General features: G+C 71.6%; 21 protein-coding genes. 8 read left to right on the forward strand and 13 right to left on the reverse strand.

The annotated features are described in order from the left end of the window. Positions 1 to 22: 22 nt before the first annotated feature. Both ihfB and GGR24_RS00170 read left to right on the forward strand, forming a co-directional pair. Positions 23 to 349 (forward strand): integration host factor subunit beta, encoded by a 327-nt coding sequence (ihfB, locus tag GGR24_RS00165; protein WP_343066210.1) that lies wholly within the window; start codon positions 23 to 25, stop codon positions 347 to 349. After that, complete coding sequence (locus GGR24_RS00170) at positions 346 to 693, forward strand: lipopolysaccharide assembly protein LapA domain-containing protein (RefSeq protein WP_183393284.1); 348 nt, start codon at positions 346 to 348, stop codon at positions 691 to 693. Before ihfB ends, GGR24_RS00170 begins: the two co-directional genes overlap by 4 nt. A gap of 2 nt (positions 694 to 695) precedes the next feature. Here GGR24_RS00170 and cysW read toward each other — a convergent pair whose 3' ends face one another. From cysW to cysP, 3 genes are all read right to left on the reverse strand, one after another. Next, a complete protein-coding gene (gene cysW, locus GGR24_RS00175) occupies positions 696 to 1532 on the reverse strand; it encodes a sulfate ABC transporter permease subunit CysW (protein WP_183393285.1) in 837 nt (278 codons plus the stop codon). Further along, entirely contained in the window at positions 1529 to 2350 is an 822-nt protein-coding gene (gene cysT, locus GGR24_RS00180; protein ID WP_183393286.1) for a sulfate ABC transporter permease subunit CysT, read from the reverse strand. Before cysT ends, cysW begins: the two co-directional genes overlap by 4 nt. A 127-nt stretch (positions 2351 to 2477) precedes the next feature. Then, positions 2478 to 3494, reverse strand: coding sequence for a thiosulfate ABC transporter substrate-binding protein CysP (gene cysP / locus GGR24_RS00185; protein WP_183393287.1), 1017 nt, complete (start codon positions 3492 to 3494; stop codon positions 2478 to 2480). Positions 3495 to 3706: 212 nt separating this feature from the next. Between cysP and GGR24_RS00190 the strand changes: the two genes are divergently transcribed. The 5 genes from GGR24_RS00190 (at position 3707) to GGR24_RS00210 (ending at position 8801) form a co-directional block, all read left to right on the forward strand. Continuing rightward, positions 3707 to 4369 (forward strand): phosphoribosylanthranilate isomerase, encoded by a 663-nt coding sequence (locus GGR24_RS00190; RefSeq protein WP_183394408.1) that lies wholly within the window; start codon positions 3707 to 3709, stop codon positions 4367 to 4369. A 5-nt stretch (positions 4370 to 4374) separates the two neighbouring features. Beyond that, the gene (trpB, locus tag GGR24_RS00195) at positions 4375 to 5592 is read left to right on the forward strand and encodes a tryptophan synthase subunit beta (protein ID WP_183393288.1); all 1218 of its coding nucleotides are present in this window, start codon (positions 4375 to 4377) and stop codon (positions 5590 to 5592) included. A gap of 91 nt (positions 5593 to 5683) precedes the next feature. Continuing rightward, positions 5684 to 6517: a tryptophan synthase subunit alpha gene (trpA, locus tag GGR24_RS00200; RefSeq protein ID WP_183393289.1), complete on the forward strand. Its 834-nt coding sequence runs from the start codon at positions 5684 to 5686 to the stop codon at positions 6515 to 6517. Between the two features lie 32 nt (positions 6518 to 6549). Next, complete coding sequence (gene accD, locus GGR24_RS00205; protein ID WP_183393290.1) at positions 6550 to 7455, forward strand: acetyl-CoA carboxylase, carboxyltransferase subunit beta; 906 nt, start codon at positions 6550 to 6552, stop codon at positions 7453 to 7455. Then, entirely contained in the window at positions 7452 to 8801 is a 1350-nt protein-coding gene (locus GGR24_RS00210; protein WP_183393291.1) for a glutamate ligase domain-containing protein, read from the forward strand. Before accD ends, GGR24_RS00210 begins: the two co-directional genes overlap by 4 nt. A gap of 18 nt (positions 8802 to 8819) precedes the next feature. On the opposite strand, the gene GGR24_RS00215 is transcribed toward GGR24_RS00210, so the two are convergent. From GGR24_RS00215 to GGR24_RS00255, 9 genes are all read right to left on the reverse strand, one after another. After that, positions 8820 to 9917 carry a hypothetical protein gene (locus GGR24_RS00215; RefSeq protein ID WP_183393292.1) on the reverse strand — a complete coding sequence of 366 codons (1098 nt, stop codon included), beginning with the start codon at positions 9915 to 9917 and terminating at the stop codon, positions 8820 to 8822. A 102-nt stretch (positions 9918 to 10019) separates the two neighbouring features. Next, on the reverse strand, positions 10020 to 10340 hold the full coding sequence (gene trxA, locus GGR24_RS00220) for a thioredoxin (RefSeq protein WP_183393293.1): 321 nt from the start codon (positions 10338 to 10340) through the stop codon (positions 10020 to 10022). Positions 10341 to 10480: 140 nt separating this feature from the next. Next, a complete protein-coding gene (addA, locus tag GGR24_RS00225; RefSeq protein ID WP_183393294.1) occupies positions 10481 to 13912 on the reverse strand; it encodes a double-strand break repair helicase AddA in 3432 nt (1143 codons plus the stop codon). Continuing rightward, positions 13909 to 16989: a double-strand break repair protein AddB gene (gene addB / locus GGR24_RS00230; RefSeq protein ID WP_183393295.1), complete on the reverse strand. Its 3081-nt coding sequence runs from the start codon at positions 16987 to 16989 to the stop codon at positions 13909 to 13911. Before addB ends, addA begins: the two co-directional genes overlap by 4 nt. Positions 16990 to 17033: 44 nt before the next feature. After that, on the reverse strand, positions 17034 to 17732 hold the full coding sequence (locus GGR24_RS00235; RefSeq protein ID WP_183394409.1) for a nucleotidyltransferase family protein: 699 nt from the start codon (positions 17730 to 17732) through the stop codon (positions 17034 to 17036). A 17-nt stretch (positions 17733 to 17749) separates the two neighbouring features. Then, complete coding sequence (gene tsaE / locus GGR24_RS00240; RefSeq protein ID WP_183393296.1) at positions 17750 to 19312, reverse strand: tRNA (adenosine(37)-N6)-threonylcarbamoyltransferase complex ATPase subunit type 1 TsaE; 1563 nt, start codon at positions 19310 to 19312, stop codon at positions 17750 to 17752. Next, entirely contained in the window at positions 19309 to 21750 is a 2442-nt protein-coding gene (locus tag GGR24_RS00245) for a sensor histidine kinase (protein WP_183393297.1), read from the reverse strand. The genes tsaE and GGR24_RS00245 overlap by 4 nt, the downstream gene beginning before the upstream one ends. A 166-nt stretch (positions 21751 to 21916) precedes the next feature. Next, the gene (ahcY, locus tag GGR24_RS00250; protein ID WP_183393298.1) at positions 21917 to 23323 is read right to left on the reverse strand and encodes an adenosylhomocysteinase; all 1407 of its coding nucleotides are present in this window, start codon (positions 23321 to 23323) and stop codon (positions 21917 to 21919) included. A 211-nt stretch (positions 23324 to 23534) separates the two neighbouring features. Then, complete coding sequence (locus GGR24_RS00255; RefSeq protein ID WP_183393299.1) at positions 23535 to 24020, reverse strand: hypothetical protein; 486 nt, start codon at positions 24018 to 24020, stop codon at positions 23535 to 23537. A 220-nt stretch (positions 24021 to 24240) separates the two neighbouring features. Between GGR24_RS00255 and GGR24_RS00260 the strand changes: the two genes are divergently transcribed. After that, positions 24241 to 25221 carry a TIM44-like domain-containing protein gene (locus GGR24_RS00260; RefSeq protein ID WP_183393300.1) on the forward strand — a complete coding sequence of 327 codons (981 nt, stop codon included), beginning with the start codon at positions 24241 to 24243 and terminating at the stop codon, positions 25219 to 25221. 21 nt (positions 25222 to 25242) lie between these two features. Here GGR24_RS00260 and GGR24_RS17520 read toward each other — a convergent pair whose 3' ends face one another. Then, positions 25243 to 25527, reverse strand: coding sequence for an HPr family phosphocarrier protein (locus GGR24_RS17520; protein ID WP_343066154.1), 285 nt, complete (start codon positions 25525 to 25527; stop codon positions 25243 to 25245). Positions 25528 to 25530 lie beyond the last annotated feature (3 nt).

Genomic DNA, 25530 nt, shown 5'->3' on the forward strand with positions numbered 1-25530 from the left:
TTGCCGTGTGTCGAAAAGAACAATCCGGTCTGGGTCGGAGGGAACAATGATCAAGTCGGAACTCGTGGCGCGCATCGCCGAGATGAACCCGCATCTCTACCAGCGCGACGTCGAGAACATCGTCAACGCTATACTTGACGGGATCGCTGACGCTCTGGCCCGAGGGGATCGGGTGGAGCTGCGCGGATTCGGAGCGTTCTCGGTCAAGGCGCGGCCGGCGCGGCTCGGTCGGAACCCGCGCACCGGAGAGCACGTTCCGGTCGACGGCAAGGTCGTTCCGTTCTTCAAAACCGGCAAGGAGATGCGCGTGCGCCTGAACAAGGACGAGGCCGAGGGCGCCATCGCATGACGTTCCGACGGTTCCTCGCCGGGCTGGTCGGCATTCCGCTCGCCCTGATCATCGTGCTGTTCGCGGTCGCGAACCGCAGGACGGTCGTCGTCGGCTTCGACCCGTTCTCTCCGGACGCGCCGGCGCTGTCGGTCAGCCTGCCGCTGTTCATCGTGATCCTGATCTCGCTGATGATCGGCGTGCTCGTCGGGGGCGTCGCCTCCTGGGCGAAGCAGGCCAAGTGGCGCCGCGAGGCGCGCCGGCGGCGGACCGAGGTCGCCCGACTGGAGAACGAGCGCGAGGCGGCCCGCCGCGAGGCCTCCGTCGCGCGCGCCGCCCTGCCGGCGCCGCAGCGCGCCGCCTGAGCTCAGCCGGCGCGCGCCGGCTCGTTCCGCTCGACGATGATCTTCGCCACGATGGTGAGCAGCGCGATCGCGGCCAGCACGGTCGCGGCCGCGAAAGCCCCCGCGGAATTGTAGTCGTGGTAGAGCAGCTCGATCTGCAGCGGCAACGTGTTGGTCACGCCCCGGATGTTGCCGGAGACGACCGAGACCGCGCCGAATTCGCCCATCACGCGGGCGTTGGTCAGCACCACGCCGTAGAGCAGCGCCCAGCGGATGTTGGGCAGCGTGACGCTCCAGAGCGTCCGCCAGCCTGACGCGCCAAGCGTCAGCGCCGCCTCTTCCTCTGCCGAGCCCTGCGCCTGCATCAGCGGCAGGATTTCGCGCGCCACGAACGGCGCGGTGACGAACAGGCTGGCCAGCACGATCGCCGGATAGGCGAACATGACCTTGATCCCGTGATCGAGCAGCCACGGCCCGAGCCAGCCCTGCGCCCCATAGACGAACAGATAGGCGACGCCCGCGACGATCGGCGAGACCGAGAACGGCAGTTCGATCAGGGCGGTCAGCAGACCCTTGCCGCGGAACTCGAACTTCGCGATCGCCCAGGCGGCCGCGATCCCGAAGGCGGTGTTGACCGGGACGGCGACCAGCGCGGTCGCGACCGTCAGCAGGATGGCGTGCCGCGTGTCGGGCGTGGCGAGGTTTTCGAGATAGGGGCCGAAGCCCGCGCGGAACGCCTCGCTGAAGATCACCGCGAGCGGGCCGCCGATCAGCAGCGCCGCGATCGAGACCGCGGCGCCTATGATCAGCGTGCGCGCGAGGAGGGAGTCGCCGACCCGCGGCCGCGCCTGTCTGCTCATGAGGGCCTTCCGTAACGCAGCCGCCAAAGCTGGATGGCGTTGGTGACGAGCAGCATCAGAAAGGCTGCGGCGAGCAACACGGTCGCGATCGCGGCGGCCGTCTGATAGTCGTATTCCTCGAGCCGGATGAACACGAGCAGCGCGGCGATCTCGGTGCGGAACGGCTGGTTTCCGGCGATGAAGATCACCGCTCCGAACTCGCCGAGCGAGCGCGCGAAGGCGAGGCTGCACCCCGCCAGGAACGCCGGGAAGATCTCCGGGAACAGCACGCTGCGGAAGATGCGCCAGGGGCCGGCGCCGAGCGTCTCGGCCGCCTCCTCATAGTCGCCGGTCAGGTCCTGCAGCACCGGCTGGACCGAGCGCACCACGAAGGGCAGGCTGGTGAACGCCATCGCGACCACGATCCCGAGCGGCGCATAGGCGACCTTCACGCCGAGCGGCTCCAGCACCGAGCCGTACCAGCCGTTGCCGGCGAACAGGGCGGTGAGCGCGACGCCCGCGACCGCGGTCGGCAGCGCGAACGGCACGTCGACCAGCGCGTCGAGCAGCCGCTTGCCCGGAAACTCGTAGCGGACCAGCGCCCAGGCGAGCGCCAGCCCGAGGATGGCGTTCAGGGCGGTCGCCGCCAGCGCCGCCAGCACCGTGATCCTGAACGCGGCGAGGGCCCGGTCGCCGGTCACGACGGCGATGAAGCGGGCGGCTCCCATGCCGCGCGTCTCGAGCACGAGCGCCGCCAGCGGCAACAGCACGATCACGCCCAGATAGGCGAGCGTCAGGCCGAGCGCGAGGCGGAAGCCGGGAAGGGGCGAGCGGGGCATGAGGACTCGGGCGTCATCCCGGACGGCCGCGAGGCCGGACCCGGATCATCGGCGGGACGACGCCTTATAGGGAACGCGGTCCCGGATCGCGAGCTTTCGGCGCGTCCGGGAGGCGGCTGAGGAGGCGTCAGCGCCCGACGAACACCTGGTCGAGCTTGCCCCCGGAAGCGAAATGGGTCTCGCTGGCCTTCTTCCAGCCCCCGAAGACCTCGTCGACCGTCAGCAGTTCGACGTTGGGGAAGCGGTCCTTGTTGGCCTCCATGATCTTCGGATCCTGCACCCGGTTGTTGAACGAGGCGATGATCTCCTGGCCCTTCGGGCTGTAGAGGTAGTTCAGGTACTCGGTCGCAAGCGCCCGGCTGCCCCGGCGGTCGACCACCTTGTCCACGACCGCGACGGGGAATTCTGCCAGCAGGCTGAGCGGGGGCACCACCACGTCGACCTTGTCGGCGCCGTACTCCTTCTTCACCGCCGCGGTCTCGGCCTCGAACGTCACGAGGACGTCGCCGATGCCGCGCTCGACGAAGGTCGTCGTCGAGCCGCGCCCGCCGGTGTCGAACACCGGGACGTTGCTCAGCAGCTTCTTCACGAAGGCGTCGGCCTTGGCCTCGTCGCCGCCATTCTGCTTCAGGGCGAAGGCGTAGGCGGCCAGATAGGTGTAGCGGGCGTTGCCCGAGGTCTTGGGGTTCGGGAACACCACCTTGACGTCGTCGCGGACGAGGTCGTCCCAGTTCTTCACGTTCTTCGGATTGCCGGAGCGCACGACGAAGGCGGGCAGCGAGTAGTAGGGCGAGGCGTTGTTGGGGAACTTGCTCTTCCAGTCCGGAGAGACGAGCGCGCCCTTGTCGGCGAGGAGCTGGACGTCCAGTTCCTGGTTGAAGGTCACGACGTCCGCCTCGAGCCCTTCGAGGACGGCGCGCGCCTGCTTCGAGGTGCCTGCATGGCTCTGGTTGACGGTGACGTCCCGGCCGTCCTTGGCCTTCTGGTCAGCCGAGAACTGCTTGTTGATCGCGCCGTAGAGCTCCCGGCCGATGTCGTAGGAGACATTGAGAATCGTGTCGGGCCCGTCCGCCCAGGCGGGGGCCGTGGTCAGGCCGAGCAGGCTCAAGGCGAGAACGGTGCGGCGGGCGAACGAGGCGGGCATTGGTGCGGCTCCGAAGCGGCTGTCGCGGATGCGCGACGGCGCGGGCTTCCGGCCCGCGCCACCGATCTACAGATGTACAGCTTAAATGTCGAATTTAATTATAAATACGTATCATCAGTGTTGAATTCGGCGCTTGCTCAGGGTGCGATATTCGCGTTGGACCTCGGCGGCGCTCCATGCGAAGCGAACGCGTGAAGGAGGCCGGAGCGGCGATGTCTCTGGAGGTCAAGATCTGCGGGCTTTCCGAGCCCCGGACGCTGGACGCTGCGCTGGACGCCGGCGCCGACGTCGTCGGGTTGGTGTCCTTCCCGAAAAGCCCGCGGCATGTCTCGGTCGAGCAGGCCGCCACGCTCGCCGCGCGGGCCCGGGGACGCGCCCGGGTGGCGCTGCTGACGGTCGACGCGACGGACAACCTCATCGCGGAGCTCGTCGCCGCCACGATGGCCGACATTCTGCAACTGCACGGTCAGGAGAGCCCCGAGCGGGTTCGGGCGCTGCGGCTGATCTTCGGCCGCGAGGTCTGGAAGGCCGTGCCGATCGGCGAGGCCGCCGACGTGGCGCTCGCGCAGCCCTATTGGGATGTCGCTGACCGGGTGCTGTTCGACGCCAGGCCGCCCGCCGGCGCGAGCCTGCCCGGGGGCAACGGCGTCGCCTTCGACTGGCGGCTGCTCGCCGACCTTGACCCCAAGCAGTCCTTCGTGCTTTCCGGAGGCCTTACGCCGGACAGCGTGGTCGAAGCCGTCCAGACCACGCGCGCGCGCGCCGTCGACGTCTCTTCGGGCGTCGAGCGCGGGCCCGGCGTCAAGGATCCGGATCTGATCGCCGCCTTCGTGACGCGCGCGCGGTCGGCCGCGGTCTCGTCCAGCCAAAGGTGATCGCCTTGACCGCGCAGCCGCAGCCGAATTCTTTCCGGACCGGGCCCGACGAGCGCGGGCGTTTCGGCATCTATGGCGGCCGGTTCGTCGCCGAGACGCTGATGCCGCTGATCCTCCAGCTCGAGGCCGAATACCGCTCGGCCAAGGACGATCCGGCGTTCCAGGCCGAGATGGGCTCCTATCGCACGCATTATATCGGCCGGCCGAGCCCGCTTTATTTCGCCGAGCGTCTCACCGAGCATCTTGGCGGCGCCAAGGTGTATCTGAAGCGCGAGGAGCTGAACCACACCGGCTCCCACAAGGTGAACAACGTGCTCGGGCAGATCCTGCTCGCGCGCCGCATGGGCAAGAAGCGCATCATCGCCGAGACCGGCGCGGGCTCGCACGGCGTCGCCACGGCGACGCTCTGCGCGCGGTTCGGGCTGCAGTGCGTCGTCTACATGGGCGCGGTCGACGTCGCCCGTCAGGCGCCGAACGTGTTCCGCATGAAGATGCTGGGCGCCGAGGTCGTGCCGGTCGAGTCCGGCTCCAGGACTCTGAAGGACGCCCTCAACGAGGCGCTGCGCGACTGGGTGTCGAACGTCCACGACACCTTCTATTGCATCGGCACCGTCGCGGGCCCGCACCCCTATCCGGAGATGGTGCGCGACTTCCAGTCGGTGATCGGCGAAGAGACCCGGGCGCAGATGCTGGAGGCCGAGGGGCGGCTGCCGGACAGCCTGTTCGCCTGCGTGGGCGGCGGCTCCAACGCGATCGGCCTGTTCCATCCGTTCCTCGACGACACCGACGTCGCGATCTACGGCGTGGAGGCGGCGGGCTTCGGCCTGTCCGGCCTCAACGCGGCGTCGATCGCGGGCGGCGCGCCCGGCATCCTGCACGGCAACCGCACCTACCTGTTGATGGACAAGGACGGGCAGATCGAGGAAGGCCACTCGATCTCGGCCGGCCTCGACTATCCGGGCGTCGGTCCGGAGCACGCCTGGCTGAACGATATCGGCCGCGTGAAGTACCTCTCCGCCACGGACGACGAGGCCGTGAACGCCTTCCAGGTCCTGACCAAACTCGAAGGCATCATCCCGGCGCTCGAAAGCGCCCATGCGATCGCCAAGGTGCTGGAGCTCGCGCCGGGGCTGCCCAAGGACCACCTGATGGTGGTCAACCTCTCGGGCCGCGGAGACAAGGACGTGCCCCAGATCGCCGAACGCCTCGGGACCAAGCTGTGACCACGACACGATCGAGCGCGCGCCTCCGGCCGGTCGGCGCGGGGCGCAGCGGTGCTGCGGACGAAGCCGTTTGCGTCCGGTGGAGCCTCGCATGAGCGACCGGATCGGTGCGCGGTTCGCGCAGACCGCCCGGGAAGGCCGCGCGGCGCTGGTGACCTTCGTCACGGCGGGCGACCCGGACCATGAAACCTCGCTCGAGATCCTGCGCGCGCTTCCCGGCGCGGGCGCGGACGTGATCGAGCTTGGCATGCCGTTCACCGACCCGATGGCGGACGGACCCGCGATCCAGGCCGCCGGGCTGAGGGCGCTCGCCGGCGGCGAGACGCTGGTGAAGACCCTTGATCTGGTGCGCGCCTTCCGGGAGCAGGACCAGGCCACGCCGCTCGTGCTGATGGGCTACTACAACCCGATCTACGTCCATGGCGTGCAGCGCTTCCTCCAGGAAGCCAAGGAGGCCGGCGCCGACGGGCTGATCGTGGTCGATCTGCCGCCCGAGGAGGACGAGGAGCTTTGCCTGCCGGCGCTCGAGGCCGGTCTCGCCTTCATCCGTCTGGCGACGCCGACGACCGATGACGCGCGCCTGCCGATGGTGCTGAAGAACACCGCGGGCTTCGTCTATTACGTCTCGATCGCCGGCATCACCGGCGCCGCGACGCCCGACTTCACCGTGGTCGCCGAGGCGGTCGCTCGCCTCAAGCGCCACACCACGCTGCCGGTCGCGGTCGGCTTCGGGGTCAAGACGCCGGAACACGCCGCCGCCATCGCCGCGGGGGCGGACGGCGTGGTGGTCGGCTCGGCCCTCGTCGACGCCGTCAGGTCCAGCCTCGACGGCCAGGGCCGCGCCACCGAAAAGACCGTTGCGGCTGTCACCGATCTTGTCGCCGCGCTCGCCGCCGGCGTCCGCCGCGCCCGGGCCGCCGCATGAGCGACGACCGCGCCGAAGGAGTCTCCAGGCCGATGAACTGGCTGGTCAACGTCGTCCGTCCGAAGATCAACAGTCTCTGGACCCGACGCGAAAGCACCCCCGACAATCTCTGGATCAAGTGTCCGGAAACCGGGCAGCTCGTGTTCCACAAGGATGTGGAGGCCAATGACTGGGTGATCCCCGGATCGGGCTACCACATGCGCATGGGCGCCAAGCGCCGGCTGGTGGCCACGCTGGACGCCGGCTTCGAGGACATCGGCCTGCCGGAGGTCGCAGCCGATCCGCTGCGTTTCCGCGACGAGAAGAAGTACGTCGACCGTCTGAAGGACGCCCGCAGCAAGACCGGAATGGCTGACGCCGTGAAGGTCGCGGTCGGGACGATCGAGGGCGCGCCCGCGACTGTCGTGGTGCAGGACTTCGACTTCATGGGCGGGTCGCTCGGCATGGCGGCCGGCGAGGCGATCGTGCGCGGCTTCGAGACCGCGCTCGAGCGCGGCACGCCGCTGGTGCTGTTCGCGGCCTCCGGCGGCGCCCGCATGCAGGAGGGAATCCTGTCGCTGATGCAGATGCCGCGCACCACCGTGGGCGTCGAAATGCTCCGCGAGGCCCGGCTGCCCTACATCGTGGTCCTCACCAACCCCACGACCGGCGGCGTCACCGCCTCCTACGCGATGCTGGGCGACGTCCACATCGCGGAGCCCGGGGCGCTGATCGGCTTCGCCGGCCCGCGCGTGATCGAGCAGACGATCCGCGAGAAGCTGCCGGAAGGCTTCCAGCGCGCCGAATATCTCAAGGACCACGGCATGGTCGACATGGTCGTGCATCGCAAGGACATGCGGGCGACGCTGGCGCGGCTGTGCCGGCTGCTGACCAAGGCGCCGGGGCGCGAGTCGGAGCAGCCCTCCGGCGAGATCCAGGCGGCGGCCGCCCACGCGTGAGCGCCCTGCCAGCACGGACATCGTCGCTCGGTCCGAGCGACGCCTATCTCGAGCGCTTCCTCGCGCTGCACCCGAAGGAGATCGACCTCTCCCTGGGCCGCGTCGGGGGGCTGCTGGCCGCGCTCGGCCGGCCGCAGGCCTCGATGCCGCCGGCGATCCAGATCGCCGGCACGAACGGCAAGGGCTCCACGACCGCCTTCCTGCGCGCGATGCTGGAGGCGGCTGGCAAGAGCGTCCACGTCTACACCTCGCCGCATCTGGTGCGCTTCCACGAGCGCATAAGGCTCGGCTCGCCGGAAGGCGGCGCCTTCGTGGACGAGGACCGGCTGGCGGCGACCTTCGAGGAGGTCGACCGGGTCAATGACGGCCGGCCGATCACGCTGTTCGAGATCACCACGGCCGCGGCCCTGCTGCTGTTCGCCCGCAACCCCGCGGACGTGTTGCTGCTCGAGGTGGGCCTCGGCGGGCGCTATGACGCGACCAATGTAGTGACCAACGCGCTCGCCGGCGTGATCACGCCGGTCAGCCTCGATCATCAGAAGTTTCTCGGCGACACGCTGTCCGCGATCGCGCACGAGAAGGCCGGCATCCTGAAGAGCCTGGTGCCCGCCGTGATCGCGCGGCAGGAGCAGGAATCGCTCGCGGCGATCGAGCGCGAGGCCGCGCGTGTCGGCTCGCCGCTCGCGATCTCGGGCCAGGACTGGCAGGCGCGCGAGGAGCGCGGCCGGCTGGTGTTCGAGGACGGCGACGGGCTGCTCGACCTGCCGCTGCCGCGGCTTGTCGGCCGCCATCAGATCGAGAACGCCGGGGCCGCGATCGCGACCCTGCGCAGCCTGCCCGCGTTGGGCGTCGACGCCGCCGCGATCGAGGCCGGGCTCGGGACCGTCAACTGGCCTGCCCGCATGCAGCGGATCGCTTCGGGAGCGCTGCACGATCTGCTGCCGCAGGGCGCCGAGCTCTGGCTCGACGGCGGCCACAATCCCGACGGCGGCCGCGCGGTGGCCTCCACCCTCGCAGAGCTGGACGAGCGCTCTCCCAAGCCGATCGTGCTCGTGGTGGGCATGCTGAACACCAAGGACTCGGACGGCTTCCTCGAGGCCTTCGCGGGGCTGGCCGGACGCGTCTACACGGTGCCCATCGGCTCCTCGACGGCGGCGCTGCCGCCGGAGGAGGTGGTCGAGGCCGCCGAACGCGCCGGGCTCGCGGCCGAGGCCTGCGGCTCCATCGAGGAAGCGCTCAGCAAGGCGGCGCGCGCCGCGGGGCCGGTGGCGCCGCGCGTGCTGATCATCGGGTCGCTCTATCTCGCCGGGGACGCGCTCGCGGCGAACGGCACGCCGCCCGCCTGAGCGGGCGCCGCGCGGAGCTCAGATCGCCTGCGTCGGGAGCAGCCGCTTGCGCAGGCGGCGGCCGCCCTGCAGCAGGCGCTTTGCGCCGTGCGCCAGCCGGAGGCGCAGCGCGTCGGGCGCCGTCTTGCGCGCGGCGAACTCCAGCAGCTCCGCCACGGCCGGCGTCGCGGCGAGCGCCGCGCCGTCGTAATAGGTCCAGCTGTCAGGCTCGGAGCGGAAGATCCTGTCGCCTGTCGGAAGGGGGCGCATCTGCGCCGAGAGCGCGCGGAGCAGGCGCTCCTCCAGGGCGAGCAACTCGGGCGTCTGGCGGCTGACCGCGATCGTCCGCCGCGCGGCCGCGCCGTCTGTCCGGACCGTCTCGACGATCGTCCGCCGCTCTTCGTCCGAGAGCAGATAGCGGACGCTCTCGCCGATGTTCAGCGCCCCGCCGCCGGTCAGGTGGAGGCTGCGCGCCGACAGCAGCCGGATGAACTCGGTCATCTCGATCGGCAGCCGCTCGTTGGCGTCGGCCTTTCGCCGGGGCTGCAATCCGGAGACGCCCAGAATCTCCTCGCAGAACACCGAGAAGATATCGAGCTTCCGCCGCACGATCTCGTCGTAGAGCAGGAAGCTGTAGGGCAGGCCGCGCCGCATCATCGGCTCGATCTCGATCAGCGGATTGAGGATCCGCGACCGCTCGTTCTTCCGCTGGTGGCGTTCGATCCAGCCTGGCAGGTCCTCGGTCCCGCCGAGCTTCACCGCCTGCGCCCAGAGCGAATACATCACGCTCACCGGGTCGCGCAGCGTGTAGACGAGGCGGAGATCATGGGGCTGCGCGATCTGGCGCAGCGCCTCGTAGTGCCGCGGCCGCCAGCGCCGGAAGCCTTCCGAGGACAGCAGGACGTCGAGGCCCTTGCGGGACGCTTCGACGATGCGGACCAGGTCGGCGTGGGCCGAGCCCTGGCCGGCGATCAGGTGCTCGCGGTGATCCGAGATGTCGTGGTGGGCGACGCCGACGCGCTCGCCCGTGGCCGGATAGAGCCAGCCGCGCCGGCGGAGCGCCGCCCGCTGCGCATGAAAGTTCGCCTGGAGATATGTGGTCGCGGTCTTATGCGGACCGACATGCAGGACCATCATGAGCGGAGCGCCCCGGGAGCGACCGCTCGCACAACGAAAAAGCTCCCCGGCCGGGGCCGGAGAGCTTCAGCGACATGAACAGCGCTCAGGCGCCTCGCTCCGTCAGACGGAGGTCTCGATCCAGCTGACGAGCTTCGACTTCGGCGCGGCGCCGCGCTGCGTGGCTACGTGCTGGCCGTCCTTGAACATCATCAGCATCGGGATCGCCGAAATGCCGAAGCGGCTCGCCGTCTCGGGATTCTCGTCGACGTTCAGCTTCACGATCTTCACCTTGCCGGCCATCTCGTTCGAGATTTCCTCGAGCGCGGGGGCGATCGCGCGGCAGGGGCCGCACCATTCCGCCCAGAAGTCGACGACGACGGGTTCGGCCGACTTCAGAACTTCCTGCTCGAAGTTGGCGTCGGAGATCTTGGCGGTGGCCATGAAAGCACCTCTGTGTGAGATCGGCCGCGCCTTGCGGCGGCGCCCTCTCTGTTTCGCAGCGGAAGGTATGGAGGCCCCCCGTGAGCGTCAAGCAACGCGCCGTCGCGGCGGCGGCGCGCCCGGCGCAGCCCTGAGTCCGTTCAGCCGAGCGAGAGGCTGAGCTGGGCGGCGGCCGGCCCCGGCTCCGGCAGGAGGTCGAGTCGCGGCGCCGCGGTCCACAGAATCGCTGCGCGGACCGGGCGGTCCGGCCAGATCTGCCGCAGCAGCTCCGCATAGGCGCCGAGCTGGGCCGCGTAGGGTCCGGGCGGCGGCTCGCCAGCCGGCGGCGGGTCGCGGTCAGTCTTGTAGTCGACCACCAGCACCCGCTCCTCGCTGACCGACAGGCGGTCGATCCGGCCCGAAACCGCCCGTCCGTCCGCCAGCCGGCCGACCACCGGGACCTCGCCGCGGCCGCCGGGAGCGAACACCTCCGCAAAACGCTCGTCCGCCAGCACCGCGAGCGCCGCGCGCACGATCTCGGCGCGCGCCTCCTCCCCAAGGACGCCCGCCGCGGTTTCGACGATCCGGACCGCGGCGTCCCCCCGCCGCTGTTCGGGGACCTCCGGCAGCGCCTTGAGCAGGCGGTGAAGCAGGACGCCGCGCAGGCGCGCCGCCTCGGCGCCAGGGCCGGGAACGAAGGCGGGCGCTTCGCCATCCTCGGCCACCAGCGCCGAGGGCGAAAGCGGCGGGCCCGGCGCGGCCTCGAATGACGCAGGCTCGGCGAGCCAGGCCGGCGGAGGCTCGGAGCGGGGCCGCTCGGGAAGCGGAGCGGCGGGCGCCTCGGCCGCCTCGCCGGATTTCAGGCGCAGCAGCACGGCGCCGTCTTCCGTCTCGATGCGCTCGACGTCCGGCGCCGCCGCGAGGCCGTCGCAGACGAGGTCGTACCAGGCGCCCTCGGGCCGCTTGCGGGGCGTTTCGTGGCCGCAGACGATCAGCCGGTCCTTGGCGCGCGTCATCGCGACATAGAGCAGCCGCCGGTGCTCGGCTTCCGCCCGGGCGGCCACGACCGCGCGGGCGGAAGCGAGCGCCGGAGGATCGTCGTCCTTGCGGCCGGCCCATACGGGGATCTCCGGCGCGTCCTGGCCCGCATGCGGACGCGGCAGCATGATGATCGGCGAGCCGCGACCGGCCGAGGCGCCGCCGCAAGTGTCGGCAAGGATCACCAGACCGGCTTCGAGCCCCTTGGCCCCGTGCACGGTCATGACCCGCACCTCGCCCGACGAGACGTCGAGGTCGCGCTTGATCTCGGCCGGCGCCGCCCGCATCCAGCGCAGGAAGCCCGCGAGAGTCGGGGGATGCGAGCGGCCGAACTCGGCGGCGAGGTCCAGGAAGGCGTCGAGCGGATCGTCGACCTCATGGCCGAGCCGCGCCCGATAGGCGCGCCGCGCGCCGGCCTTCGAGAGAAGATGCGAGAAGAAGCCGAAGGGCGTGCGGCCCCGGGCCTCGGCCTCATAAGCCCGGTAGGCCTCGTAGGCGGCCCTGGCGCGAGGCGGCCCGGCGCGCAGCGCCTCCAGGAGCCGCCCCGGCCGGCGCGGCGCGACTTCCAGCAGATCGCTGTCGTCGAGCCCGAACAGCGGGCTTTTCAGCGCGCAGGCGAGCGCGAGGTCGTCGTCCGGCGTCACCAGCGCGTCGCCGAGCGCGAGCAGGTCCATCACCGCGATGTGCTCGCCCACGATCAGCCGGTCCGCGCCCGCGACCGGCACGCCGCGCGCCTTGAGGGCCCGCAGGACCGCCTCGAACAGCGCCTTGCGCTGGCGGACGAGGATCAGGATCTCGCCGAACGGCGTCCCGTCCTCGCGGTTGGCGCGGGCGATCTCGTCGGCGATCCGCTGCGCAAGCCGCACCACCGCGCTCTGCGGGTTCACCCGGTCGAAGGGCGCGTCCCACGCCTCCTCGGCGAACACGGCCTTCTCGGCGGTGACGATCGGCCAGGCCTCCACCGAGCCCGGCGCGTTCAGCCGCGTCGTGAAGTGCACCGTGCCGACGGCCTCGTCGGTGGACAGCCCCTGATGCGCGGCGGGGCGCGCGAACACCGCGTCGACGCCCTTCAGCACGGCGGCCGTCGAGCGGAAGCTCTCCTGCAGCCGAACGTCCTCGAACGCCTTCTCGACCGTCTGGTGCGCCGCCTGATAGGCGCGCCGGGTGGCGCCGAAGGCGGCGGGCTCGGCGCCCTGGAAGCCGAAGATCGACTGCTTTTCGTCCCCGACCGCGAACACGGTGCGGTGCGACGGGCGCGCGCTCGCGCCGGCGAGGAAATCCTCGGTCAGGCGCTGCACGATGTCCCACTGCGCGGGCGAGGTGTCCTGCGCCTCGTCGACCAGGATGTGGTCGAGCCCCCCGTCGAGCTTGAACAGCACCCAGGCTGCGTCCGTGCGGGAGAGCAGGGCGCGGGCGCGCGAGATCAGGTCGTCATAGTCGAGCAGGCCCCGCGCGGCCTTGGCGCGGCCATAGGCTTCGATCGCGGCGTCCGCCAGCGTCAGCAGCGCGTGCGTGCGCTCGACGATCACGGCCGCCTTGAGCCGCGGCAGCAGGCTTGCGAGCCGCGCCATCTCGGCGTCGAGCGCGGCGGCGAGCGTCGGCCGCGCCTTGCGGGTCGCGGCGGTGACGAACCGGCTCTGGGCGCGCATGCCGCCGGTCGAGGTCGTGAACACGCAGAGATAGGCCGCGCGGCGGCCGGCCTCGTCGCGCGCGGCCGCGGCCGCCGAGAAGGCTGCGGCGAGGTCGCAGTCGGTCTTGGAGCCGGTCGCGAGTTCCGCCGCCAGCGCCGGCCACTCCGAGGCCGCTATGCCGTCGCCGAGGATCGCCGCCTCGAGCGTCGCCTCAGTGTCCGCGGGCCCGAGCGAGAACATCGACCGCAGCTCGCGCGCCGCGCCCGCAGCGTCTCCGACGCCGCCGGGGCCGGTGAACAGCTTGCGGATCACGTCCCGCTCCGCCACGGCGCCGGAGAGCGCGTCGTCGATCGTCTGCTCGCCGAACCGGGCCACAAGGTAGCCGAGCGCCCGCCCGACGGCTCCGTCGGGCCGCCGCGCGGCCTGGCCCAGCACCTGCGCGCGCGCCTCCGCCATCAACTCGGCCTGATCGCGGTCGTCGAGCTCCGCGAAGCCCGCCGGCACGTTCGCCTCGAACGGGAACTGGTGCAGCAGCCGGCCGCAGAAGGCGTGGATCGTGTAGATCTTGAGGCCGCCGGGGGTTTCGAGCGCGCGCGCGAACAGCTTGCGGGCGAGGGCGAGGCGGGCCGCGTCCGGCCGCTGGCCCTCGAGCGCGCCGATCTCCGCCGCAAGCGCGGCGTCGGAGGCGGTCGCCCAGCCGCGCAGTCGCTCGACCACGCGGTTCTGCATGTTGGCCGCCGCCGCCTTGGTGAAGGTCAGGCACAGGATGCGCGACGGCTCCGCGCCGGCGAGCAGCAGCCGGACGACACGCTGCACCAGCACGTAGGTCTTGCCGGAGCCGGCGTTGGCCGAGACCCAGGCGGACCTGCGCGGATCCGAGGCCGCGGCCTGCCGGGTCAGGGTTTCGGCGCTCGGACCGCTCATTCGCCGTCGCCCTCCGAGGCGCCGCCGGTCGCGGACCATTCCTTGACGCGGGCGAGGTGGCCGTAAGGCCCTTCCGGCCGGGCGAGGAACTTGGGATGCGACAGCGAGCGATAGGGCTCGTCCGGGTTCTCGAAGCGGTCCACCACCTGGCGGAAGCGGTCGAGCGCCTTGGCGGCGATCTCCTCGGGCGCTTCGGTCTCGCCGCGGATCTCCACCAACTCGCCGGCGGGGTCGCGGCCGATCAGCTTCACGAAGGCGAGCTCGCTCACCGTCGCGCCCTTGGCCGCGGCGTCCGCGAAGCCCCCTTCCTGAAGGATGGCGCCTTCCAGCGGCAGCTGCGGCGCGAAGCCCGCGAGAGCCTGCTTGAGGCCCGGGACCGCGCCTGTCTTGTAGTCGAGGAAGGCGAATGTGCCGTCCTTCAGCGCGTCGATGTGGTCCGCCCGGGCGCTCAGGCTGAAGCTCCGGCCGGCGGCGGTCTCGAAACGGATCTCGCCGCGTTTCTCGACGTGGGACGTCTCGACCCTCTCGGCGCGGCCGCGGTGGAAGGCGAGCGTCCAGTCGGCGATCCGCTCGAAGCGCGGCCACCACAGCGTTCTGGCGTCCTCGCGCTCGAGCAGCGCCCCGAAGGCCTCGCGCCCGAAATCCAGCAGCCGCTCCCGGGCGTCGGCCGCGTCGAGCGCGAAGCCCGCCTTGGCGAAGCGCTCCAGCGCGCCGTGGATCGCGTTGCCGAGATCGGCCGCGTTGGGCTCCGGCCCGACGGCGCCGAGCTCCTCGAGATCGAGGATGTGGCGGGCATAGATCGCGTAGGGATCGCGCAGCCAGGTCTCCACCGAGGTGACGCTCATGCGGCTCGGCCTGAGCTCGAGCGGCGGCCGCGGCTCGGGCGGCCGCGGCGCGGGCTCGCGCTCCGCGTGGCCGAGTTGTTCCGCGAGCGTGACCAGCTGGCGCCCGCGTTCGAGGGCCGCCTGATGGGCCGGGCCGGCCGCCACCGCGGCGATGCGCTGCAGCCACCGTGACGGGATGGTCGGGGCGCCGCCGACCTTGGCGGCGCGGGTGAGAACGACCTCCGCCGCGCCGAGCCCCTGGGAGAAGTCGTGAGCCGAAAGGCCGATGCGGCGCTCCGGCGGCGCCAGGCCGAGGAGCGCGCGCAACGGCCGGTTGATCCACGGGTCGGCCTGCGGGACGGGCGGCCACACGCCCTCGTTGAGGCCGCCCAGCACGACCCGGTCGAACCGCAGCAGGCGGGCCTCCAGCGGGCCCAGGATACGCAGGCGCGGATGACGGTCGCGGGGAGGGCGCACGACGCGGCCCGCCATCAGCGCGTCGAGCACGCCCGGAAACGCGCCCGGCGCGAGCGGGTCGGCCTCGCCGGCGGCGTCTGAAAGCTCCTCCAGGAAAGCCGAAGCGGCGGCGTGATCGTCGCTTTCCGCCCCCTCGGACAGCGCCGCGTAGGCCCAGGCGAGCGCATCCACGAGTGCGCCGAACGCCACGGCGCGCTCCGCGGCCAGCGCCGCGAGCGGCCCGAGCGCGGCCTCCAGCCTGTCCGCCAGCGCGGCGGCCTCGGCCCGATCCGCAGCGCCGAAGCGCTTCGGGATTGCGCTGCGGGGGTTGGAATGTCCCTCGACGCCGGCCCGCAGCCCTGCGAAGCCCGCGCCCGGCAGCGGCGCCCGCAGGACGCAGGCGTCCAGGAAGTCGAGCGCGCGCGGCGAAAGGCCGGCGGCGGAAGCGAGCCGCGAGGCGGGCGCGCGCAGCAGCGTCAGGATCGCCTCCGGCCGGAGGTCGAGCGCGGTCTCGGCCGCGAGCCGGAGCAGCGCGCCAGCGGGCGTGCAGGCGAGCGCCGCGCCGGCGCTGTCGTCGATCGTGACGCCCCAACGCTCGAGTTCGCCCGCCACCCGCGCGGCGAGGTCGCGGTCGGGCGTCACCAGCGCGGCGGTCTTGCCCGCGGTCGCCAGCGCCTCGCGTAGCGCGACGGCGATCGCGGTCGCCTCGCCGCGCAGATGCGGCGCCTCGACGATCGTGACGCCCGCAAGCGCGCCTTCGATCTCCGCCGCGGACCTGCCGCTGTTCGCCCACATGTCGGTGGTCTCGGCCGGCCGCAGGGCGTCGGCGACCAGCCGGGCGCGCGCGCCGAGCGCGGGAGGCGGCGCGCCGAGCGTCCGCACCGCGCGCCGGGCGAGGCCGAGCGCCTCGACGAGCCGCGCGAGGCCTCGCTGGGGGTGTCCGTAGAGGCCCGGCCCATCGCCGGAGAGCAGGGTGGCCCAGCCGGCCTCGTCGAGGCCGTCGGTGTCGAGGCCGGGCAGCACGACCGCCCCCAGCGGGTGGCGGGCGATCGACGCGATCAGCCGACGGGTCGCGGGCGCGGTGCCGGTCGAGCCGGCGGCGATCACAGGGGCCGCGCCGTCGGCGACGCGCCGCGCGGCGGCGTCGAGCTGCAGCCGTCGCCTGCGGCTCGGGTCGAGCCGCCCGCGCTCCTCGACATGTCCGGGCCACGCCGCGAGCGCCACCTGGAGGAAGGACTGGGTGATGGCCCAGTAACGGTCATGCTCGCCGGGCACCAGTTGCGACAGGCCGGCAAGGTCGATCTCCTCGGTCTCGACGGCGTCGATCAACGTCTCGAGGTCGCCCGCGAGATGGATGGCGTCCGCGGCGGTCGCGGGGATCAGCGGGCCGTCGTCCGCCGCGAGCGACAGGACCGACCGGTCGAGCGCGTCCGCGAAGCGCAGCACCAGCTTCGCCAGCACGAGCCGCCGCTCGAGCGGCGCGGCGGCGGGCGGAAGCTCCGCCTCCTGGGCGTCGAGCGGCTCTGCGAGGCTGAGATCCTCGTCGACGTCGCCCAGCGGCGCGATCCGCGGCAGCAGGGTGGCGCGCCCGTCGAGTTCGGCCAGGAAGGCGTCGCGCAGCGCGCGGGCGGAGCGGCGGCTCGGCAGGAAGATGGTCGCGCCCGCGAGCGCGATCGGATCGTCGCGCGGCGCGAAGCCCGGAATCAGCTCGCCGTCCAGCAGCCCCCGCACGAGGGTCGGCAGGAACGGCGCGCCGGCCGGGATCGTCAGGACGTTCGGATCGCGCGAATCGGCCATCCGCGCAGGATAGCGCGCGGCGGCCGCCACGGGTCAGCGGAAGGTCAGGCGGCCGACAGCGTGAACGCCTGCTCGGCCTCGCCGATCGCCTCGGGCGTCCCGACGTGCAGCCACAGCCCGTCAAGCCGCAGACCGAACAGGCGGTCCTTCGCGATCGCGGAGTCCCATAGCCGGTTCAGCGAGAACGGGCCGTCGGGCGCGTCCGCGAAGGCCGCGCGGGGCATCACGGCGGCGCCCGCATAGACGAAGGGCGCGACCTGCCGCTCCGGCCGCCGCCTGAGCTTGCCGTCGGGCGTAAAGCTGAAATCGCCCGGGCCGTCGAAGCCGACGCTGCCGGTGAGGGCGGCGACCAGCAGCAGCGCGTCCATGCGCGCCGGGTCCCAGTGCGCCATCAGGCGCTTCAGGTTCGAACTCGCGCCGTCGATCCAGAAAGTGTCGGCGTTGAGGATCAGGAACGCCTCGCCGTTCAGCAGCGGCAGCGCCTTCGCGACCCCGCCGCCGGAATCGAGCAGCCCGGACCGCTCGTCCGAGATCGCGACGTGCGGCGTGCGGCGGCCGGTCAGATGGGCCTCCACCTGATCGGCGTGATGATGGACGTTGACCACCGCCCGCTGCACGCCGGCGCGCGCCAGGCCGTCGAGCGCATGATCGAGCAGCGTCCGGCCGCCGACCCGGACGAGCGGCTTCGGCAGCGTGTCGGTGATCGGGCGCATCCGCGTCCCGAGCCCGGCGGCGAGAACCATCGCGTCGGTCACGGGCGTCACGCCGCGTCCTCCGTCACCCCCAGATGGGCGTGATACCAGGCCGCGAGCTCGGCCAGGTCCGGATGGGCGAGGTTCGTGGCCAGCGCCCGCCGCACGCGGGGAATGTTCTTCAGGTAGCCGGGCTTGCCGTCGCGCTTCGCGAGCCGGACGAAGATGCCGAGGATTTTGGTCGCGCGCTGCGCGCCCATCGTGGCGTAGGCGCGGGCGAACTGACGCGGCTCGAAGGCGGGGTCGGCCGCGCGCCGCCCTGCGAGATAGCGCGCCGCGAGCGTCATCTCGAGCTGCTCGGGCATGTCGACGCGCGCGTCCTGCAGCAGCGAGACGACGTCATAGGCCGGCGGGCCCAGCACCATGTCCTGGAAGTCCAGCAGGCCGAGGCGCTTCAGCCCCTCGCGGTCCGGCCGCCAGGTCAGGTTCGGCGAGTGATAGTCGCGCAGCGTCCAGGTCAGCGGCTCGGAGAGCACCGGCTGCAGCGCGGCCGCCCAGAGCTCGCGGAACGCCTGGCGCGCCTCGGGCTCCGGAGCGGATCCGGTGACGTGCGGCAGGTACCACTCGTTCAGCAGGTCGCTCTCGGCCAGGAAGGCGGAGAGATCGTAGAAGGGCGGGCGGTAGAGCTCCTTGCCCACCGGCAGCTCCGTCGGAAGCGGCCGGCAGTGCAGGTCGGCCAGCAGGTCGACGGCGGTCTCGTATCGCCCCGGGATCGGCGAATCGAGCGCCACCACCGGCTCGACGCCCAGATCCTCGACCAGCAGGAAGCCGGTCCTGACGTCGGAGGCGTAGATCTCGGGCGCGGCGTAGCCGAGCGCCCTCAGCCCGTTCGCGACCGCCACGAAGGGCCTGACGTCGGTGGCGAGCTTGGCGAGCTGCGCATAGGTCTTGCCGTCGCGCACGATCGGCCCCGGGGAACGCGGCGGGGAGTCCATCAGGATCGCGGTGCGGCCGTCGAGCGTCAGCCGCTCATAGAGCCGGCTGGAGGCGTCGCCCTGGATGTGGTCATGCGCGGCGGCGGCCCAGCCGGCGCCTTCGAGGAACTTCTGACCGTCGCGGAGCCGGGCCAGCCGGGGGGCGAAGCCGCCGCGGCCGGTGAGGCGGGCGCGGCGCGCCGCCGGATCGGGGCCGAGGTCCAGCTCGAGGTCGAGCCGGTCCGGCGGCAGCTCGGCGCCGAGCCGGTCCGGCCATTCGACCAGCACGATCGCGTCTTCGCCGGCCTCCTCCCAGCCGAGTTCGTCGAGCTCTTCAGGGCCGGACAGACGGTAGAGATCGGCGTGGACGATCACGCCGCGCGGCAGGTCGTAGGTCTGGAGCAGGGTGAAGGTCGGGCTCGGGGCCTCGAGCTCCGGGTCGCCGGCGCGGGCCCGCACCAGCGCCCGCGCGAAGGTGGTCTTGCCGGCCCCGAGTTCGCCCGAGAGCGTCATGAGGTCGCCGGGCTTCAGCGCGCGGGCGACGACCGCGGCGAGCGCCGCGGTGGCGGCCTCGTCCGGGAGCGCCACGTCCCAGCGCGCCTCGTTCATGGTTTCGGGCTGCAGCGCCGTCCTGGTGCGCGCGGCGGGACCTCTCATTCGGCGGCCTCGGAGTTGATGGCGCGGAGCGGGAAGCGGCAGGTCACCACCGTGCCCTCTCCGATCCTGGAGTCCAGCGCGACCGAGCCGCCATGCAGCTCGACGAAGGAGCGGACGATCGACAGGCCGAGCCCGACGCCGCGATGCGCGGCCCCTGCGGTGCGGCTTTCGAACCGGTCGAACACCTTGTCGGCGAGCTCCGGCGAGATGCCGCTGCCCCTGTCCGCGACCCTGAAGATCATGGCGTCCTGCGTACGCTCCGCGCTCACCCTGACGGCATGGCCGGGCTTTGAGAAGCCAATAGCGTTCGCCAGCAGGTTGAACAGGATCTGGCGCACGCGCTTGCCGTCTGCCACGAAGGTCCCGACGCTCGGCGGCGCGTCGATCTCGAGCCCGAGACCGGCTTCGGCGAGGCGGTCCCGCACGCCCTCCACCGCGCCGTCGATCGCGTCGCGCGCGTTCACCGGCCCGAGCTCGAGCTCCATCGCCCCGGCGTCGATCGTGGTGAGGTCGAGAATGTCGTTGATGATGGCGAGCAGCGCCGACGAGGACGACAGGATGTGATCGACATATTCCCGCTGCTTGGGGCTGAGCGCGCCGAGCCGCGGGTCCCCGAGCAACTGGCCGAAGCCGATGATGTTGGTGAGCGGCGACCGCAGCTCGTAGGAGACGTGGCTGGTGAAGTCGGCCTTCAGGCGGGCGGCGGCCTCGACCGCCTCCGCGCGGTCGCGCAGCGCGCGTTCCACGTTCACCCGCGCTGTGACGTCCGTGAACGTCGCGAGCGTGCCGCCGTCCGGCAGCGGGAGCGTCACGACGTCGATCACCGCGCCCTCCGCGCGGTCGATGCGCGCCGTCAGCGGCTGGCGCTCGTCCGGCATCGCGGTCATGGCCATCTTGAGCCGGCGCCAGAGCTCGGCGTCGGCGTGGCGGGCGCCGCACGCGGTCAGGATCTGGTCGGCGTGCGGGCGCTCGGCGAGTTCTTCCTCGGAGAGGTCCCAGAGCGCCTGGAAGGCCGGGTTGTGCAGGCGCAGCCGGCCGTCCGAGCCGAACACCGCGACCGCCTCCTGCAGATGGTCGATGGTTTCGCGCTGCACCTTGGAGAGCGCGTTGAACCGGCTCTCGAGCGCCAGCCGCTCGGTGACGTCGTCGAACAGATAGGTGACGCCGCCGCGCGGATTGGGGGCCGCGACCACGCGCAAGGTGCGGCCGTCCGGAAGATGCCACCAGTGCTCGCGCGCTTCGATCGCCCGGTAGGCCTCGTGCAATTGGGCCTTCCAGGTCCGGAAGTCCGCCTGCTCGGGCAGCTTCCGGTCCGCCCGCAGGCGATCGAGGATCACGGCGTCGCTGGGCGAGGTCTCCAGGAAGGCGGGGTCCAGCGACCACAGCTGGCGGTAGGCCTGGTTGTGGAAGACGAGCGCGCCGTCGGGCCCGAAGATGGCGACCGCCGTGGTGAGTTCGTCGAGCGTGCGGCGATGGGCGTCCATCTGGCGCGACAGGTCGGCGCGCACGTCCTCGAGCTCGGAAACGTCGGTCGCGATCGCGGCGGAGCCGAACGCCGCCGGGGCCTCGACCACGTCGAAGATGCGCCGGGCGCCGGCGAACACCGCAGGCGCCCGCTTGCGGAACACCTGCCCGGCGTCGTTCGCGCGCCGCGCCGCCGCCCGCTCGTTCTGATCGAGGAACTCGGCGCCGCGCTCGACCGCGGCGCGGCCGTCCAGCGCTTCGACCGCCTTGCCATAGGCTTCGTTGGCGTAGATCAGCCGCCCACTCTCGTCGCGCAGCCACACGGGGTGGATCAGCGCCTCGGCGAGCGCCGTGAACCGCCCGAGCGCGGCGTGCAGTTCGGCGTTCCTGGCGTCGGTCTCGGCGCGCGCCAGCCGTTCGCCGGTGACGTCGCGCAGCCGCAGCATCACGGCGGATCCGATGGCGCGGCCGTCGGCCTCGATATGCGCGCCGCGCGCGGTGCGCAGCATCAGGCGGAGCGGCTCTCCGCGTCGGCGCAGCGCCTCGACGGCGCCGTCGATCATTCGCGCGGAGGACGCGTCGAGCCAGGTTCCGAAGGCCAGCAGGCGGGTTCCGGCGGGGGCCCCGGGCAGCCGCGAGGCGTCGCCGACGATCTCGGGATCGCGTGCGCCCGCCCGCCAGATCACGATGGCCTGGACGTCCGCGGCGGCGAGCACTTCAGCGAGATCGAGGCGGGCGCGCAGTTCGCCGATGGTGGCGTCGGCCTCGGCGCGGGTCTCGGCGATCCGCCGGCGGGCCCGCACCAGCAGGACGGAGCTGACGACGGCGGCGAGCGCCGAGCCGACGAACAGCGCCAGCGCGGCGGTTTCGGGCGCGCCCAGCGCTGCGGCCTGCGCGTGCCCGGGAATCAAAACGCCGACGGCTGCTGATGCGGCCGTCGGAAGAGCGGCGCGTGGCCGCAACCGTTCGGACATGTGGCGAAGCCCCCGACGACGACGGAAGAGCGTCGCCGCTCCCGCCTTCAGGCGCCTCGCCCCCGACGGCGCCCGTCCCGAATCACCTTGAAGTTAGCCGAGGCCGAGGCCCCGCCCCAAGAGTCCGGAACGGGAACGGGCGGCGAAAATCGCCGCCCGTGGCGCCTCAGTACCGGTAGTGCTCGGGCTTGAACGGCCCTTCGCTCGGAACGCCGATGTAATGCGCCTGCTTCTCGGACAGCTTGGTCAGCTTGACGCCGATCTTGCCGAGGTGAAGCGCGGCGACCTTCTCGTCGAGCGTCTTGGGCAGGGTGTAGACCTGCTTGGCGTAGCGGCCGTTGGTGTTGTTGGCGTAGAGCTCGATCTGCGCCAGCGTCTGGTTCGTGAACGACGCCGACATCACGAAGGACGGATGGCCGGTGGCGTTGCCGAGATTCACCAGGCGGCCTTCGGACAGAACGATGATCCGCTTGCCGTCCGGGAACTCGACCTCATCGACCTGCGGCTTGATGTTGTCCCACTTGAAGTTCTTCAGCGCGCCGATCTGAATCTCGCTGTCGAAGTGACCGATGTTGCAGACGATCGCCCGGTCCTTCATGGCGCGCATGTGGTCGACGGTGATGACGTCGATGTTGCCGGTCGCGGTCACGAAGATGTCGGCGCGGGTCACCGCGTCCTCCATGGTCGTGACCTCGTAGCCTTCCATCGCGGCCTGAAGCGCGCAGATCGGGTCGGCTTCCGAGACCATCACGCGGCAGCCGGCGTTGCGCAGCGAAGCCGCCGAGCCCTTGCCCACGTCGCCGAAGCCCGCGACCATGGCGACCTTGCCGGCCATCATGACGTCGGTGCCGCGGCGGATCGCGTCCACGAGCGACTCACGGCAGCCATAGAGGTTGTCGAACTTCGACTTGGTGACGCTGTCGTTGACGTTGATCGCCGGGAACAGCAGCTCGCCCTTGCGCGCGAGGTCGTACAGGCGGTGGACGCCCGTGGTGGTCTCTTCGGTCACGCCGCGGATCGCGAGGGCGTTCCGCGTGTACCAGCCCGGATGGCTCTTGAGGCGCTTCTTGATCGCCGCGAAGAGGATCTCCTCCTCCTCATTGGTCGCGCCGTCGAGGAACTTCGTGTCGCCCTCTTCGGCCCGCTTGCCGAGGTGGAGCAGCAGGGTGGCGTCGCCGCCGTCGTCGAGGATCATGTTCGGCGTGCCGCCGTCCGCCCACTCGAAGATGCGGTGGGTGTATTCCCAATACTCTTCAAGCGTCTCGCCCTTGACGGCGAAGACGGGGGTGCCGGAGGCCGCGATCGCGGCGGCGGCGTGGTCCTGCGTCGAATAGATGTTGCACGAGGCCCAGCGGACGTCGGCGCCGAGCGCCTTGAGCGTCTCGATCAGCATCGCGGTCTGGATCGTCATGTGCAGCGAGCCGGCGATGCGCGCGCCCTTGAGCGGCTGCGACGGACCGTATTCCTCACGCACCGACATCAGGCCGGGCATCTCGGTCTCCGCGATCGCGAGCTCCTTGCGGCCCCAATCGGCGAGGGAGATGTCTTTCACGACGTAGTCGGGCTGGCTCATTGGGAGGTCCTTGCGTTGACGGGCGCGTCCCGCGGGCGCGCCGAGATCCGTTCCGGTCGTCCGTAGCACGTCGCCCGACGGCGTTCAATAAAGACATAAAGAAGTCTTTATGTGTGACGGCCACTGAAGGCGGACGCACGCAAGCGCCCGGCGGGCGGCCGCGGCGGCGCCAGATCTGCTGCTGTGGAGGAAATGCCCCGAGGCGTCTGGCTCAGAAACCGGACGTCACGGAGGCGAGGCGCGTCGGGAAGATGGTCGGCCCGCTTCCGCCGGTCGGCACGATGGCGGTGCGCATCGAGGCGGTGACGAAGTCGTTCGCCCCATATGCGAGCGCGTTGGCGTCGGCCGCGCCGAAGCCCGCGAAGGCGACCTGGACCCGGCGGTCCACCGGTCCGCCGGCGATCGACGTCAGCGTCTCGGTCTGCGGCCTGGAAAGGCGTTCCTTGTCCGCCCTGACGGCTGCCGCCACCACGGCGGGGTCGAGGCCGGAGCCGGATGAGGGCGCGCCGAAAGCTGGCGTTTCCGGGGCGACGGAGATCGTCAGGAAGCCAGCGGCGAAATCCCCGGCGAGCGCGACGGGCGCCGCCGGCATCGCCGGAAACGGCGTCGGCGCGGGCTCAGCGCTGACGGTCGTGACGAAGCCCGCCACGGCGCCGCAGGTCAGAATCCATCGGGAACGGCGAATCCGCCGAGCCATGCTCATGTCCAAAGGGATAGGTCATCACCGCCGCTCAGCCGAGCGCCAAATGTCCGACCGAGGCGGTTCGTCGCACCCGTTGCATTTGGGCCGCACTGTGGCGCCGCGGGGGCGCTCGTCGGGCGGCCTCCCGAAGAGGTGACATTCCAAGCCCGGCTCCCCATGTCAAAGGGAGCAGGGGCATCTCGCCCCGGGGACAGACAGGATTATGACCGCTCGCATGCCTCGCCGCCTCGCCGCCCTCGCTTTCGCGAGCCTCATCGTCGGCGCCTCGTTCGCGCCGGTCGACGCAGATGCGCGGGCCGGCCGCAGCTCGAGCTTCGGCAGCCGCGGCGCGAAGACGTTCTCCGCGCCGCCTCCGACGGCCACGATGCCCAACGCCGCTCCCGTCCAGCGCTCGGTCACGCAGCCGGGCCAGGCCGCGGGCGCGCAGTCGGCCGCCCAGCAGGCGCCGCGCCGCGGCGGCATGTTCGGCGGCGGTCTCGGCGCGGGTCTGCTCGGCGGCTTCCTCGGCGCCGGCCTGTTCGGCATGCTGTTCGGAGGCGGCCTGATGGGCGGCCTCGGCTCGATGGCGTCGATCTTCGGCCTTCTGCTGCAGGTCGCCCTGATCTTCATCGCCGTCCGCCTGGTCATGGGCTGGTTCGCGCGGCGCAACAGCCAGCAGCAGCAGCCGGCCGCGGCGGCCGGACCCTCGGGCTATCGGTTCGAGGCGCCCGAGGAGCGCACCCGCGGCGGCATGTTCGGCTCGACGTTCGGCGGCGGCCTCGGCGCTGGCGCGGGTCCCGCGTCGGAGCCCGTGACGCTCGAGAAGGCCGACTTCGACGTGTTCGAACGTCTGCTCGGAGAGGTCCAGCAGGCCTGGTCGGACCAGGACATCACCCGGATGCGCTCGCTCGCCACTCCCGAGATGGTCGAGGTCTTCGCTGACGACGTCGCCGATGACGCCAGCCGCGGCGTGATCAACCGGGTGAGCGACGTGAAGCTGCTGCAGGGCGATCTGGCCGAGGCGTGGCGCGAGGGCGGTCGCGATTACGCGACCGTGGCGATGCGCTACGAGCTCAAGGACTGGACCGAGGAGCAGGGCAGCGGACGGGTCGTCGACGGCGACCGCGACGCGCCGACCGAGGCGGCGGAGCTGTGGACCTTCGTCCGCGCGAGCGGCGGCCGGTGGCTGCTCTCGGCGATCCAGCAGTCGGCCTGAGCCGACAAGGCGAAGAGGAGCCTACTCCTCTTCGCCGAACCTGCTCTCGACAAGGCGCGTCAGGGCGTCGAGCGCGGCTTCCGCCTCGGCGCCTTTGACTTCGACATGGATGGTGGTGCCGGGCCCGGCCGCGAGCATCATGAGGCCCATGATCGACGTTCCGCCGACGGTCTCCCCGGCGCGGCTGACGCGCACCGAGGCGTCGAACTTCTCGACAGTCTGGACGAATTTGGCGGAAGCGCGGGCATGCAGCCCGCGCTTGTTCACGATCGCAAGCTCGCGAGAGACGCTTTCACACGAGTCCACAAG

Origin of the sequence: Hansschlegelia beijingensis (genome assembly GCF_014196425.1) — a bacterium.
In the GTDB taxonomy this organism is placed as follows: Bacteria; Pseudomonadota; Alphaproteobacteria; order Rhizobiales; family Methylopilaceae; genus Methylopila; species Methylopila beijingensis.

Bases quoted from the DNA above. Each gene is read 5' to 3' on its own strand.
- cysP (WP_183393287.1), bottom strand. From the start codon at position 3,494: ATGCCCGCCTCGTTCGCCCGCCGCACCGTTCTCGCCTTGAGCCTGCTC.
- tsaE (WP_183393296.1), bottom strand. From the start codon at position 19,312: ATGAGAGGTCCCGCCGCGCGCACCAGGACGGCGCTGCAGCCCGAAACC.
- addB (WP_183393295.1), bottom strand. From the start codon at position 16,989: ATGGCCGATTCGCGCGATCCGAACGTCCTGACGATCCCGGCCGGCGCG.
- GGR24_RS00245 (WP_183393297.1), bottom strand. From the start codon at position 21,750: ATGTCCGAACGGTTGCGGCCACGCGCCGCTCTTCCGACGGCCGCATCA.
- GGR24_RS00255 (WP_183393299.1), bottom strand. From the start codon at position 24,020: ATGGCTCGGCGGATTCGCCGTTCCCGATGGATTCTGACCTGCGGCGCC.
- GGR24_RS00190 (WP_183394408.1), top strand. From the start codon at position 3,707: ATGTCTCTGGAGGTCAAGATCTGCGGGCTTTCCGAGCCCCGGACGCTG.
- cysW (WP_183393285.1), bottom strand. From the start codon at position 1,532: ATGAGCAGACAGGCGCGGCCGCGGGTCGGCGACTCCCTCCTCGCGCGC.
- GGR24_RS00170 (WP_183393284.1), top strand. From the start codon at position 346: ATGACGTTCCGACGGTTCCTCGCCGGGCTGGTCGGCATTCCGCTCGCC.
- trxA (WP_183393293.1), bottom strand. From the start codon at position 10,340: ATGGCCACCGCCAAGATCTCCGACGCCAACTTCGAGCAGGAAGTTCTG.
- GGR24_RS00235 (WP_183394409.1), bottom strand. From the start codon at position 17,732: ATGGTTCTCGCCGCCGGGCTCGGGACGCGGATGCGCCCGATCACCGAC.
- ahcY (WP_183393298.1), bottom strand. From the start codon at position 23,323: ATGAGCCAGCCCGACTACGTCGTGAAAGACATCTCCCTCGCCGATTGG.
- cysT (WP_183393286.1), bottom strand. From the start codon at position 2,350: ATGCCCCGCTCGCCCCTTCCCGGCTTCCGCCTCGCGCTCGGCCTGACG.
- accD (WP_183393290.1), top strand. From the start codon at position 6,550: ATGAACTGGCTGGTCAACGTCGTCCGTCCGAAGATCAACAGTCTCTGG.
- GGR24_RS00260 (WP_183393300.1), top strand. From the start codon at position 24,241: ATGCCTCGCCGCCTCGCCGCCCTCGCTTTCGCGAGCCTCATCGTCGGC.
- trpA (WP_183393289.1), top strand. From the start codon at position 5,684: ATGAGCGACCGGATCGGTGCGCGGTTCGCGCAGACCGCCCGGGAAGGC.
- addA (WP_183393294.1), bottom strand. From the start codon at position 13,912: ATGAGCGGTCCGAGCGCCGAAACCCTGACCCGGCAGGCCGCGGCCTCG.
- GGR24_RS00215 (WP_183393292.1), bottom strand. From the start codon at position 9,917: ATGATGGTCCTGCATGTCGGTCCGCATAAGACCGCGACCACATATCTC.